The 12,873-nt window shown below is 68.0% G+C and carries 13 protein-coding genes; 3 read left to right on the plus strand and 10 right to left on the minus strand.

The features are described from left to right. Nucleotides 1-32 precede the first annotated feature (32 nt). Together ACILR9_RS31685 and ACILR9_RS31690 are read right to left on the minus strand one after the other, a co-directional pair. Nucleotides 33-1,295, minus strand: coding sequence for an acyl-CoA dehydrogenase family protein (locus ACILR9_RS31685; RefSeq protein WP_395713978.1), 1,263 nt, complete (start codon nucleotides 1,293-1,295; stop codon nucleotides 33-35). Between the two features lie 11 nt (nucleotides 1,296-1,306). Then, complete coding sequence (locus tag ACILR9_RS31690) at nucleotides 1,307-2,434, minus strand: acyl-CoA dehydrogenase family protein (protein WP_395713979.1); 1,128 nt, start codon at nucleotides 2,432-2,434, stop codon at nucleotides 1,307-1,309. 68 nt (nucleotides 2,435-2,502) lie between these two features. Here ACILR9_RS31690 and ACILR9_RS31695 point away from each other — a divergent pair, with 68 nt between their 5' ends. Next, nucleotides 2,503-2,934, plus strand: coding sequence for a nucleoside deaminase (locus tag ACILR9_RS31695; RefSeq protein ID WP_395713980.1), 432 nt, complete (start codon nucleotides 2,503-2,505; stop codon nucleotides 2,932-2,934). 183 nt (nucleotides 2,935-3,117) lie between these two features. Here ACILR9_RS31695 and ACILR9_RS31700 read toward each other — a convergent pair whose 3' ends face one another. The 8 genes from ACILR9_RS31700 to queF all read right to left on the minus strand — a co-directional run bounded on the left by ACILR9_RS31700 (nucleotide 3,118) and on the right by queF (nucleotide 10,733). Continuing rightward, entirely contained in the window at nucleotides 3,118-3,837 is a 720-nt protein-coding gene (locus ACILR9_RS31700; protein WP_395713981.1) for a hypothetical protein, read from the minus strand. A 43-nt stretch (nucleotides 3,838-3,880) separates the two neighbouring features. Continuing rightward, entirely contained in the window at nucleotides 3,881-6,046 is a 2,166-nt protein-coding gene (locus ACILR9_RS31705; protein WP_395713982.1) for a 2OG-Fe(II) oxygenase, read from the minus strand. A gap of 219 nt (nucleotides 6,047-6,265) precedes the next feature. Next, on the minus strand, nucleotides 6,266-6,979 hold the full coding sequence (locus ACILR9_RS31710; protein WP_395713983.1) for a GIN domain-containing protein: 714 nt from the start codon (nucleotides 6,977-6,979) through the stop codon (nucleotides 6,266-6,268). A 22-nt stretch (nucleotides 6,980-7,001) separates the two neighbouring features. Then, nucleotides 7,002-7,571 carry a DUF1700 domain-containing protein gene (locus tag ACILR9_RS31715; RefSeq protein WP_395713984.1) on the minus strand — a complete coding sequence of 190 codons (570 nt, stop codon included), beginning with the start codon at nucleotides 7,569-7,571 and terminating at the stop codon, nucleotides 7,002-7,004. Continuing rightward, the gene (locus ACILR9_RS31720) at nucleotides 7,568-7,924 is read right to left on the minus strand and encodes a PadR family transcriptional regulator (RefSeq protein ID WP_395713985.1); all 357 of its coding nucleotides are present in this window, start codon (nucleotides 7,922-7,924) and stop codon (nucleotides 7,568-7,570) included. The genes ACILR9_RS31715 and ACILR9_RS31720 overlap by 4 nt, the downstream gene beginning before the upstream one ends. A 302-nt stretch (nucleotides 7,925-8,226) precedes the next feature. Then, nucleotides 8,227-9,072 (minus strand): class I SAM-dependent methyltransferase, encoded by an 846-nt coding sequence (locus ACILR9_RS31725; protein WP_395713986.1) that lies wholly within the window; start codon nucleotides 9,070-9,072, stop codon nucleotides 8,227-8,229. 20 nt (nucleotides 9,073-9,092) lie between these two features. Then, the gene (gene queG, locus ACILR9_RS31730) at nucleotides 9,093-10,262 is read right to left on the minus strand and encodes a tRNA epoxyqueuosine(34) reductase QueG (RefSeq protein ID WP_395713987.1); all 1,170 of its coding nucleotides are present in this window, start codon (nucleotides 10,260-10,262) and stop codon (nucleotides 9,093-9,095) included. A gap of 12 nt (nucleotides 10,263-10,274) precedes the next feature. Next, nucleotides 10,275-10,733, minus strand: a complete 459-nt coding sequence (queF, locus tag ACILR9_RS31735; protein WP_395713988.1) for a preQ(1) synthase — start codon at nucleotides 10,731-10,733, stop codon at nucleotides 10,275-10,277. A gap of 28 nt (nucleotides 10,734-10,761) precedes the next feature. On the opposite strand from queF, the gene ACILR9_RS31740 reads away from it, so the two are divergent. Together ACILR9_RS31740 and ACILR9_RS31745 are read left to right on the plus strand one after the other, a co-directional pair. Then, nucleotides 10,762-11,946, plus strand: a complete 1,185-nt coding sequence (locus ACILR9_RS31740; RefSeq protein ID WP_395713989.1) for an FAD-dependent oxidoreductase — start codon at nucleotides 10,762-10,764, stop codon at nucleotides 11,944-11,946. A gap of 43 nt (nucleotides 11,947-11,989) precedes the next feature. Then, nucleotides 11,990-12,873 (plus strand): ABC transporter substrate-binding protein (locus ACILR9_RS31745; RefSeq protein ID WP_395713990.1); only part of this gene is annotated, 884 nt, incomplete at its 3' end.

Below are 12,873 nucleotides of genomic sequence, written 5' to 3' on the forward strand. Positions count from 1 at the left end.
ATGAGCGAGCGGGACGCTCGCGGTCCGGAAGATCATGAAGAGGACACGATATTCCGCGGCACGTCGCGGAACGGCTTGTCGGTGTCGACGCTGATCTCCTTGGGCATCTTGAGCACGCGTTCGGAGATGATGTTGCGCTGGATCTCGTCGGTGCCGCCGGCGATCGAGGTGGCGGGGACGGAGATCAGGATCTCGGCGATGACGCCGCCCATCGGGCTGTCCTTGCCGCGCAGCAGGGCGTCAGCCCCGGTGATGTAGGTGTGCACGCGCGCCGCCTGGCGCGCGACGTTGCTCGACACCAGCTTGCCGAGCGAGCCCTCGGGGCCCTGCGGCCGGCCCTGTTCCTGGGCGGCGCGCGCGCGCCGGGCGGTCCATTCGGCGGTCTTGGACATGATGAGCAGCCTGGCGATCTCCTGGCGCACGATCGGGTCGTCGATCTTGCCGGTCTCCTTGGCGCGCTCGAGCACAAGGTCGACGCGGCCGGCGCGCTGCGGGTACCACTTGTAAGGCTCCATGGTCGTGGCGACCTCGGCGCGCTCTTCTTCGTAGATGCGGCCCTTGCGGTCCGAGCCGGTCGCCCAGCTGCGCAAGCCGTCGGCGCCGCGCCGCTCGTGCATCAGGGTGGTGGTCGCCACCGTCCAGCCATCGCCGACGTCGCAGATCATCATCTCGGGCTCGACGATGGCGTCGGTGAAGAACACCTGGTTGAACGAGGCATGGCCGTTCATCTGCTTCAGCGGATGGACCTGCACGCCGGGCTGCTTCATGTCGAGGACGAAGTAGGCGAGCCCCTTGTGTTTGGCGACGTCCCAGTTGGCGCGCGCCAGCAGCAGGCCCCAATGCGCCTTGTGCGCACTGGTGGTCCACACCTTCTGGCCGTTGATCACCCACTGGTTGCCGCGCCGGTCGGCGCGCGTCACCGCGCCCGCCATGTCCGAGCCGCTGCCGGGCTCGGAGAACAGCTGGCACCAGGTGTCCTCGCCCGTCAGGATGCGGCGCAGGAACTTCTCTTTATGGAGATCGGTGCCGTGCGCCAGGATAGTCGCGGCAGCGAGCGTGCGGATGCCCGCCTTGGCGACGCCGACCGCGCCCACGCGGGCGAACTCCTCGTCGACCACGGCGTTCATCGCCACCGGGAGGTCGCGGCCGTACCATTGCCTGGGCCAGTGCGGCGCGCCCCAACCCGATTCGATCAGCTTGGTGCGCCATTCGATCAGGCCGTATTCGGGATTCCAGTTGGCTTCCAGCCAGGCGCGGACTTCGGCGCGGATTTGGGCTTCGTCGTGCTCGCTCATGATCCCGCTCCTCAATGCTTCCAGTGCCGCATCATCTGCTCGCGATGCCAGTTGGCGTCGCCGAACATGATTTCCGAGCTCTTGGCGCGCTTGAACCAGAGATGCGTGTCGTTGTCCCAGGTGAAGCCGATGCCGCCATGCATCTGCACGGCATGGATCGCGGTCTGCAGGTACGCTTCCGACGCCGACGCCTTGGCCAGCGCCGCCAGCGCCGGCAGGTCGTCATCGCCCTCGTCGAGTGCCGCCGCCGCGTAATAGGCCGCCGATTTCGCCATCTCGACATCGACCAGCATGTCGGCCGTCTTGTGCTTGGTGACCTGGAAGGAGGCGATCGAGCGGCCGAACTGCATGCGCATCTTGGTGTACTCCAGCGCGTCCTGGCGCAGCCGGTCGGCGCCGCCCACCATCTCGTTGGCGAGGCAGATGACAGCCTGCTGCATGGTCCGGGCGAAAGCCGCGGCCGCCTTGCCCGGCTCGCCGAGCGGCGTCGCCTCGACCGACGCGAATTGCAGGCGGGCGAGCTTGCGCGTCTCGTCCATCGTGTCGAGCCGTTGTCGCGTGAGCCCTGCCGCATCGCCGGGCACGGTGAAGAAAGCGAGGCCGTTCTCGCCCTTGGTGCCGGCCAGGCGCGCGAGCACCACGATCAGATCGGCGGTGTGGCCGTCGAGCACGAAGCTCTTGGTCCCGACCAGCCGCCACGCGCCGCCCGATTGCGTCGCCGTCATCGCCACGCCGTCGGCATCGTTGCGTCCGCTGTCGCCGCTGACGGCGAGCGTCGCGGTCTTGCTGCCGTCGGCGAGGGCCGGCAGCAGGGCGCGCTTCTGCTCCTCGCTGCCGGCATTCTGGATTGCCATGGCCGCGAGCGCCGTCGACAGGAACGGCGCACACAGCAGGCTGCGGCCCATCTCCTCGAGCACGATGCCGAGCTCGCCGAAACCGAAGCCCTGCCCGCCATACTCCTCGGGGATCTGGATCGCCGTCAGGCCGAGCTCCGTATTGAGTCGCTGCCAGCCGTCGCGCTCCCAGCCCGCCTCGGTGGCCATCAGGCGGCGCACCTCCTTGGTGGGCGAGCGGGCTTCGAGTGCACGGCGCAGGCCGGCGCGGAACTCCTCCTGCTCGGGCGTGAAGCTGAATCGCATGGCATACTCCTCCCACTCGTGTTGACGCTATTTTCCTCCTTATGACCGGCCCGACAAGACCGTCGCCCATGGAACGTGCGCTGGCCGCGGCGCGTGCAGCCGCTGTGCGGGGGGAGGTGCCGGTCGGCGCCGTGATCGTCGGTCCCGATGGTGCGGTGCTGGCCGAGGCTGGCAATCGCACAGAGGAGGATCGCGATCCGACGGCGCATGCCGAGATGCTGGCGATTCGCCGGGCGGCGGCGGCGCTCGGTGCGCCGCGCCTGGTCGATTGCGATCTTTACGTCACCCTCGAGCCCTGTCCGATGTGCGCCCAGGCGATTTCCTTCGCGCGCATCCGGCGGCTCTATTGGGGAGCGTCCGATCCCAAGGGTGGCGGCGTCGAGCACGGCCCGCGCCTGTTCGATCAGCCCTCGTGCCATCACCGGCCGGAACTCTATCCCGGGCTCGGCGAGCGCGACTCGGCCGAGCTGCTGCGTGCTTTCTTCAAGGAGCGGCGGTGACCTGCAGCCCTCGATTCGCCGGCGGCCGGCTCAGAGCTGGCAGCTCGCCGGCTTGGCGTTTGTGACGGCGAGGAGCCTCTTCTGGACCGCGGGCATCTTGCCCGCTCAGAATCAGGAGCGGGCAAGATGCCCGCGGTCCAGAAGAAGTCTTTCAACCCAAAGCCGCTGTTTCGCCACATGCCCTTACGGGCGATCGCGCTCTCCCAGGCCGCGCTGAACCTCCGCCAGGGCCTGCGGATCGACCAGCAGGCCTTGCCGCTCGTAGCGCTTGCGGGTCCGGCTGAGCCGGACGACGACCGCGCTCCTGGCGCTTTTCGCCTTGACGCGGCGCGTCAGCAGCGCATCGCCTGCCGCCAGGAACTCCAGGTCATCGAGGCCCATGCAGCGCAGGCACGCCGGTCCGGCATTTTCCATGATCAGCATGCCGCCGCTACCGCCGCAACGGTGACAGGTCCAATCGCTGTTCAAGGGCAGGATCACGACCAGCTCGGGCGCCTTGCTCGCCTTCTCCGCCAGGCGCTCGCGCTTCCTCTCCGAAAGAACGTTCGATACCCAGTGCGTCCTGTAGAGTCTCTCGATCGTCGGGTCGCCGCTCTGGCTGAAGCGCAGGGTCTGGCGTTGCGGCGTGCGCGCAACGTAGTGAGTCTCGCTGGGGAACAAGCCCTTCGCGGCAGCCCACGACCGCAAGAGCTTCATGGCCTCGGATATGCGCGGCAGATTGGTCTGGACGACGCGCTCGAGGCACGGGACCCGTCCGAGCCGCCAGAGCTTGACCGCGCCCGGATCGAGCCAGCCGATGCGGACGAGCACGTCGATGGCGCTGACATAGTGCTGGGCTGCCAGCGAGGCCTCGGCAGCCTCGGCGACGCGGTCGGCAATGGGGCGTCGATTCTTCCGGCTCATGGCGACATGATGCGCCGGTCCGGCGAACGCGCAAGGCCGGCCGTCATCCGGCCAGCGCCGCCTCGCGCTCGAGGTCTGCCTGGCGCTGTGCCGCCCGCCGTTCGTAGCTCGCCTGATTCTTGGTCGCGACGAGCATGTGGGGGTTGCCGCGCCGATCCGTCGCGACGTCGACGTCGCACAGGTAGTTCCGGACGTTCGTCTCCACGTGATTGCGGCGCTGCTGAGCCGCCTTCAGGTGCCATTGTGATCGCTTCGGATCGACCAGGAACACGCCGAGATCACGGCAGTCGGCGCACTTGCACTTGATCGGGTCGTCGCGCGTCCAGTCTCGTGGCGCCTCCAGCTCGACAGCGATGCGCTTGCGCAAATGATGCAGGGAGGCTTCGCGCAACTGCTCGACGGCCGGCCATCCTCTGCACTCGGGCCGCTTGGCCAGGGCGACAGCGGCCGGCACCACCACGGAGTCGAGCTTGTAGGTCTTGGGCCAGGCCAGAACGTGGTCGACCGCCCGCCGCGCAAGTCCCGAATCGACCAGGCTCGTCGCCGTCAGGAGATCGTCGACCAGGTCCGCGGTCACGGGATCGGGACGTTGCCAGGTGAGTTTCTCCGCTCGCCCGCCCGATGCGCCCGGCAAAACGTCGATGAACGCCGCCGCGATGCTCGCCAGGTCGCCGACGCGGCCGCCCGAGGCCATCGTGCAGCGCTTCAGCAGGTCGGCGCACGCTCCGGGCCGGGTCGCCGTGTTGCGCCGGACGATCCGGATCAGCAGCTCGCTCGCCCGCGACGGCGCCAGCAGCGCCGCGGCGCGTACGATCGCCTCGTTGTCGGACGCGGCATAGTCTCCCTCGGCCGAGCGCGAGGCGAGAAACGCATCGATGCGGGCGATGGCGCCCAGCTGCACCAGCGCCTCGAGCATCCGGCGCGCATTGGCATCGTCGTCGCGTCGCCAAGAGGGCCAGGTGCCCAGCATGTGCCGGGCAAGCTCGTCGGCCTCCCGCCAGAGCGGCGAGTCGGTTCCCGAAGCACCGCTCGCCCGCCAGCGGGCCGCCAGATCCTCGAGATGCGGCAGCGTCGCCGCGAGCCCGGCCTGGTTCAGCACGGCGAGCCGCCGGGCGCGCGGCCACAGCACCAGGCCGGCGCGAACGTAGGTGCGGTCGAACGAGGCGCCTTCATTGCCCGTGGCTTCGTGAAAATGCTGATCGTCCGGCGTCAGATCCTCGAAGGCGTCGGGCGGGCACAACTCCTTCTCCGAGAAGGGGAAATCGGCGAAGTCCGATGCGCCGCCATCCGGCCGCTGCAGGTGCGACAGGGTCAGGTCCCGGTCAGTCACTTCCTCGACCTCGAATGCCTCGTCGTCGTCCTCGTCTCCCCAACCCCTTCCGCGATAATCGTCGGCATAGGTGGCGCTGCCGCTTTCCTCGATCGAGACCAGCGCCAGATGGAGGTCGCACTCCACTTGCGCGGCCGCGCCGACGAGGACGGACGCGACGGCGGCATCGCGCCCCTTGAGCCTTTCGAACGACAGCTCGGCTGGCGTGTAGGCATGCTCGAGCGGCAGGATCAGCTTGTCGGGCTCCTCGCCCGAGTCGGCCCATTGTCGAAGCCGCTCCGCAATCCGCTTCTGCTCGGTTCGATGGTCGGGCGGTTTGGGCAATCGCTTCCGGTCCGGAAAGCGCAAGTTGTAGATCAGCGCCACGCGGCTGCCCGCGACGACGGGACGAAGCTCGTGCACGCAGTCGGCATAGAAGGCCGCGAAGCCGATCTCCGACGGCTCCTCGGGATGGTGGTCGAACACCACCTCGCGGTCGAGGTGCCGGACCACCAGCTCGCCACCGCGATGAGCCGAGGGCAGCACCAGCACCATCGTCGCGAACATGCCGGGAACCTTCTCGGTATCGCGGTGGTCGACGAAGAAGCTGCCGGAATCGTAGACGAGGAGCTTGTAGAGATCGGCCGCGACCGGCCCGTTCACGCCGAGACCAAGGGCGATGTCGGCGACCAGCTCGTCGAGCGTGTTCTGCCAGTGACGTCCACCGATCCGGACGTGGCCGGTATCGATCTGCCAGGTTCTGCGGACGTCACGGTCGACGAGCGTTTCCGCGCCGCGCCCGTACGGCGCGCTCTGGGCAATTCCGATGAGCTGCTCGACCTGCGCGGGCGGCAGCGGAAAGGAGATCCTGCCGACGCCTTCGATGTCGATCGCCGGCATGATGATTTCCCGCTGACCACCGACGCAGAAGTCACCCGGTCGCTCGACCGGTCGAAGCAGGGAGACGAGGGCGGCACCGACCGAGGGCATGGCGATTTCGGGCAAGCAGGGCGACAGTTCCCCAACCATAGTCGATCCTGAATTGCCGGGACTTCGGGACTTACCCACAACGGATGTGCGGGCCAGATCGCAACGGGCGCGGTCCGGACGATTGAATCGTCAGGGAACGCCGGTGATCCGGCCGGAGCCCGAGAGCTTGCTGCGCAGATCGGCCGGACGTTCGAGCAGGCGTACGTCGCCGGAGCCCGAGATCTTGATGTCGGCCGAATCCTTGGCCCTGGCCTCGACCGTGCCGCTACCCGAGATGTCGATGGTGATCTGCCTGGCTGCGAGCTCGCCAAGTCTGGCGTCGCCGGACCCGGCGACCTTCACCGTTGCAGGATCGACCTTGCCCTGGGCGCGGATCGTGCCGCTGCCGGCAATGGCGAGCGCCAGCTCGGGCTGATCGACGCTTTCCATGACAAGCTTGCCCGATCCGGCGATGCGGATGCTGCGAAAGGCGCGACCGGGCAGCGTCACCTCGAGGTCGCGCGTCGGGGCCCGGCTGCGGCAATGGAGGGTGATACGGCCGTGCTTGATCTCGACATGGTCGACGAGATCGCCGGGGCCGCGCACCGTCACGTCGCTGCCTTGGCCGCCACGGAAATAGACCGTGCCCGGCAGCGACAGCTCGAGGCTGTCGCCGTCGTCCCAGGCGAGTTGCTTCTCGCGCCGATCGCTGCTCGCCGGGCCGCCGCCCTCGCACGACGCGCCAAGCGATAGGTCGCGACGCAGATCGTCGAGCTCGGGTCCGCCGATGGCGAACGCCAGCGACAGAAACGCGGCGCCGACGCCGAAGCCGGCGAGGGCCACCCAGCCCAGACCTCTGATCATGGGAATCCTCCGAAGCCAGCGGTCAGGTTGCCGGGGTCGCGCGGTCGATCAGCGCATAGTGCAGGCGCGCGAACCGGCCGAGCATGCGCACGACGTAATCGACCATCAGCATCAGCAGCGCGCTGCCGCCGATGCCGATGCCGAGCAGGCCAAGCCCGCTCAGCGCACGCGTCGGCGAGGGGAACGCGAAAAGACCGTGCCAGCTGAACATGTGCGTGAGCACCGCCAGGCCGGCGAGGCAGAGGCCGAAGAAGACCAGCCCGGCGATCAGGGCGACCAGCAGGAGGGCGCCGACCAGCGGCAGCAGGAACACGAAGTCGACGGCAATCAGCGCCAGCAGGCCGAACAGCACGGCGAAGAAGCTCGACGGGGTACGCTCCGATTCCCAGCGCCGGAAGCCCGCCTCGGCGCGCAGCTCGCGGGCGAGCCGCATCGGATCGCCCAGCGCGCGGGCGATGTCGGCCTCGCTGCGGCCGGCCGCCCTCCCGTCGGCGAAGTGGGTCGCATAGTCCATGATGACGTCGTCGATCTCGTCCTGCGGCATGCCGGCGAGGCGACGGCGCAGCGTGTCGAGGAATTCTGCCTTGGTCATCGGCCTGCTCCTGAGAGTTTGCTTGCCGTCCCGCTCGCCGACAGCACGCGCGCGACGGCGGCGGTGAAGCTGTTCCATTCGGCCTTCTGGGTCGCGAGTGCCGCGTGGCCTGACTTGGTGAGCTGGTAGTACTTGCGCGGCGGGCCGCTGCTCGATTCTTCGAGATACGTCTTCACCAGGCCGTCGGCCTGCATGCGCCGCATCAGGGGATAGATCGTGCCTTCGCCCATGCCGATCTCCTCGGCCAGGCGGCTCGCGATGTCGTAGGCGTAACCGTCGCTGCGCGCCAGCATGGCAAGCACACACATGTCGAGCACGCCTTTGCGAAGCTGCACCAGGAGGGAATCGGACAAGAGGCTCAATTCCTTGCTACAATATATAACATGGTACCTTGCAAAACAAGGTAGAGGATTCTGGAAGCCTTGTCCAGGGGGCATGGATCGCCTGCGTCCGTCGTTCTCTGACGTCCATAAGTTCAGCCACCCATGAACGCAGATGAACAGGGATGGCTGAACTCGAAACGAGAGCCGCCCGATACCGATGCGAGGATGGGCGCCGGTGGAGCCACAATCGCATCGTCATCTGTGTTTATCTGTGGCTACTTCTCATTGCGATGCATTGGCGGCGCGCGCTTCGGGGGCGAGGCGTAGCCTCCTTAGGGCTTGACGAACTTCAGGACGAACTCGTCCTTGGGCTGCGGCGGGTCCGGCGTGTTCTTGTCGCGCGGATCGTTGGGGTTGCGCAGGAAGTTGCCTTCGGCCGCCAGCTTGAAGCCTGCCGCCTCGACTTCCTGGCGCAGGAAGGCCTCCTCGATGCGATGGAGCGTGCCGGCTTCCGAGATGCCGGTTCCCGGACGGCCGGAGTGATCGGCGATGACATAGAAGCCGCCCGGTTTGAGCGCCTTGAACACCGCACGGTTCATGGCGGCGCGATCGGTCCCGAGATGGCCGAGGTCGTGATAGTTGAACATCAAGGTCACGAGATCGAAGCGGTCGGTCGCGAGCTCGGGCGGAAGCGGATCCTCGAACGGACGGACGAGGGCGGTGATCGGCGCCGCCTTGATGCCGGCGTTCTTCATTGCGGCGCTGCGCTCGGCCAGGGCGACGGGTGATGGCCGCGGTCCGGCTGCAGCCGGCGGTGGCGCGGGCGACGGGATGGTTGGATTGCTGTTGCCTTCGGGCGCCGGCGGCGGTGTCACGGGCTGGTTGGGATTGCGTGGCCGGCTCTGGCCGTAGACCGTGCCGTCGGGGCCAATGGCGCGTGCCAGCAGCTCCGTGGTGTAGCCACCGGCGGCGCTGAGATCGAGCGCCGTGATGCCGGGCCGGATACCGATGAACGTCAGCATCTGATCGGGCTTGCGGCGCAGATCGTTGGTGCGATCGGCCGCCGTGCGATCGGGGCTGGCGATGATGGCTGCGACCTGATCGGCGGTGAGCGTCTGGGCCTTCGTTGCCGCCGTCGCCAGCAACACGGCGGCGAGAGCGGCGAATAGGATTTTCATGATCGTTTCCTCCTCAGACCTTACGCGGCCGCCTGCCATTCGGCGCGCACCTCCGGATCGCTCTCCCGGGTGAGACGTCGTCGTTCGGCTATCAGGTCGGGCGCCAATAGGGAGAATGCCCATACCGCGGCGCCGCGCACCAGCGGCGAAGGATCGCCCAGCAGGCGCTCGACGGCGGGCAGCGCCGTGGCCGGCGCGGCGCTGTTGCCGAGCGCGTAGGCGACGTTGCGCACAAAGCGGTCGCGGCCTATGCGCTTGATGGCGGTGCCGGCGAAGCGGCGCCGGAAGGTCGCGTCGTCGAGCGCCGCCAGCTCGACGAGCGGTGGGGCGTTCAACTGAGCCCGCGGCGCAAGCGCGCTCTCGCGCGCCTGGTGCGCGTACTTGTTCCAGGGACAGACCGCGAGGCAATCGTCGCAGCCATAGATGCGATTGCCGAGCAGCGGCCGGAGCTCGCGGTCGATCGGTCCCGCGTGCTCGATCGTCAGGTAGGAGATGCACCGCCGGGCATCGAGCCGGTAGGGTGCCGGAAAGGCGCGCGTCGGGCAGATGTCGAGGCAGGCATGGCAGCTGCCGCAATGGTCGGTCTCGGGCGGGTCGGCGGGCAGCTCGACCGACAGCAGGAGCTCGCCCAGGAACAGCCACGAGCCGAACTGGCGCGACACGAGGTTGGTGTGCTTGCCTTGCCAACCCTGACCGGCCGCCTGCGCCATCGGCTTCTCCATCAGGGGCGCGGTATCGACGAAGACCTTCAGGCTGTGCCGGTAGGTGTCCCAGATGAAGCGGCCGAGCGCCTTGAGCTTGCTCTTCATCACCTCGTGGTAGTCGCGGCCCTGGGCATAGACGGAGATGGCCGCGTGCTCGCGCTCATCCAGGACCGCGAGCGGATCGGCCGCGGGCGCATAGTTCACCGCGAGCGATACCACCGTCCTGGCGTCGCGCCACAGGTGCTGCGGATCGGCCCGCGCCTCGGTGCGCTCGCCCAGCCAGCCCATGTCGCCCTGCCAGCCGGCATCGACGAAGTCGGTGAGGCGCCGCAGGCGCTCACGCCGCGCGTCGGGTTCCAGCACGGCCGGAGCGAAGCCGACGGCATCGAAGCCCTGCCGCAACGCCTCGGCGCGAATCGCGTCGCGCAGCTCGACCGGCGTCGCCGGGCGCGGCGGGCGCTTGGGTGTCGGCGGAGTGCGGCTCATCTCCGTCGCGGCTCATCCCCGACCGCGATACGGCGCCACGCCCTGGTCGGGCAGCCACAGGCCTTTCGGTGGCTGGCCGGTCTGCCAGAACACGTCGATCGGCATGCCGCCGCGCGGGTACCAGTAGCCGCCGATGCGCAACCAGCGCGGCGCCAGCACCTTGGCCAGGCGCTGGCCGATCGCCAGCGTGCAGGCCTCGTGAAAGTCGGCGTGATTGCGGAAGCTGCCGAGGAACAGCTTCAGCGATTTGCTCTCCACCAGCTTGGTGCGCGGCGCGTAGTCGATGACGAGATGGGCGAAGTCGGGCTGGCCGGTCATCGGGCAGAGGGTGGTGAATTCAGGCGCCGTGAATCGCACGAGATAGAGCTCGCGCGGCATGGGATTGGGCACCGTTTCGAGCACCGCCTTGTCCGGCGACTCGGGCAGCCTGGCCGGCCGGCCGAGCTGGCGAAGGTGGGGGTATTTAGCCATGGCGCCATCATATGCTAAGCGGGCCGCCATGACTCACCGCGTCGCCATCGTGGGCGCCGGGCCGTCGGGCTTTTATGCCGTCGACGGGTTGCTGCGCGCCAATCCGGACCTGCATGTCGACATCATCGAGCGCCTGCCGACGCCGTTCGGCCTGGTGCGCGCCGGCGTGGCGCCCGACCATCAGGGGACCAAGGCGGTGGTCCGCCAGTTCGACCGCCTGCTGGCGCTGCCCGACGTCCGCTTCGCCGGCACTATCGAGGTTGGCCGCGACCTCGGCTGGGACGAGGTGTGCGAGGCCTACGATGCGGTGATCGTCGCCACTGGCCGCGTGATCGATCGCAAGCTCGGCATCCCGGGCGAGGATCTGCCTCATGTGTGGGGGTCCTGGCGCTTCATCGCCTGGCTGAATGGTCATCCCGATTTCCGCGTTGGTCCCGATCTCTCCCAGGTGAGGTCGATTGCCGTGATCGGCAACGGCAATGTCGCGCTCGACGTTGCGCGGGTGCTGGCCAAGGGCGCCGAGGAGATGGCCAGGAGCGATATCGTGCCGGAAGCGGAGGCCGCAATCGCCGCGGCGCCGCTCGCAGACATCCACATTATTGGCCGTCGCGGTCCCGAGCATGCGTCGTTCACCGGCAACGAGCTGGCCGAGATGGGCCGGCTGGCGCGCGCGGTCGCGGTGACCGATCCGGCTGCCTTGAACGTTGCGCCGCCAGCCTCCGGTCCGACGCCCGAGCGCCTGCGCAAGGCCAAAAACCTCGAGATCCTGAAAGGCTTTGCCGCGCATCAGCCGGGATCGAAGCCGATCACGATACACTTCCGCTTCAACGCGCCGCCGCTCGCCTTCCGGCCGGGCGAAGTCGAGCTTGCCGTCGGTATTCTGCCGGTCGACCTGGTCGTGACCTGCATCGGCTACGAAGGCGAGCCGTTCCCGCGGCAGGAGGGTGTCTATGCCGTCGGCTGGGCGCGGCGCGGGCCGACCGGCACCATCCCGAGCAACCGGGCGGAGAGCCACGCCGTCGCCAAAGAGGTGCTCGCCTGGCTCGTGGCGCGCGATCCCAAGAGCAGACCGGACATCCTGCCGGCGGCGATCGATGCCGCGGGCTGGCATCGCATCGACAGGCACGAGGTCGCGGCCGGCGCAGCGCTGGGCCGGCCTCGCGTGAAGTTGACGGACTGGCCAGCGCTGTTGGCAGTCGCGCAGGACGACTGATCCCTTTATTGTCGCCCCAGTCCGGGGGGACAGGAGGGGTTTCATGGTGTTTCCGGGTCGTCGTGCCGTTCTCACGCTGGCCGCCGCGCTGGCCTTCGCCGCGCCGGCCGCCGCGCAGCAGACGCTCAAGGTGGCGCTGCATTCGGATCTCAAGATCGTCGATCCGGTGTGGACCACGGCGCTGATCTCCACCCATCACGGCTACATGATCTACGACACGCTGTTCGCCCTCGACGAGAAGCTCGAGGTCAAGCCGCAGATGGTCGACAAGTGGGAGGTCTCGCCCGACAAGCTCACCTGGACCTTCACCCTGCGCGACGGCCTGGAGTGGCACGACGGCAAGCCGGTGACGGCCGAGGATTGCGTCGCCTCGATCAAGCGCTGGGGCGCCAAGGATTCGATGGGCCAGAAGCTGATGGGCGTCATCGCCGATCTCTCCGCGCCGGACGCCAGGACCATCAAGATGGTGCTGAAGCAGCCCTACGGGCTGGTGCTCGAATCGCTCGGCAAGTCGAGCTCGAACGTGCCGTTCATGATGCCCAAGGCCGTCGCCGGCACCGACGCCAACACCCAGATCACCGACTCGATCGGCTCTGGCCCGTTCATCTTCAAGAAGGATGAATGGAAGGCGGGTGAGAAGGCGGTCTACGTCAAAAACCCGAAATACAAGCCGCGCGCCGAGCCGGCCTCCGGACTGGCCGGCGGCAAGGTCGCCAAGGTCGATCGTGTCGAATGGATCACCATCCCCGACCAGCAGACCCAGGTCAACGCGCTGATCGGCGGCGAGGTCGACCTGGTCGAGATCGTGCCGCCCGACCTGCTGCCGCTGATCGCCAAGGACAAGAACGTCAAGACGATGATCGTCAACCAGGCGGGCCGCCAGTACGACATGCGGTTCAACACGCTGACCAAGCCGTTCGACAATCC

The sequence above is a fragment of the Reyranella sp. genome (genome assembly GCF_044224635.1).
Taxonomy (GTDB): Bacteria; Pseudomonadota; Alphaproteobacteria; order Reyranellales; family Reyranellaceae; genus Reyranella.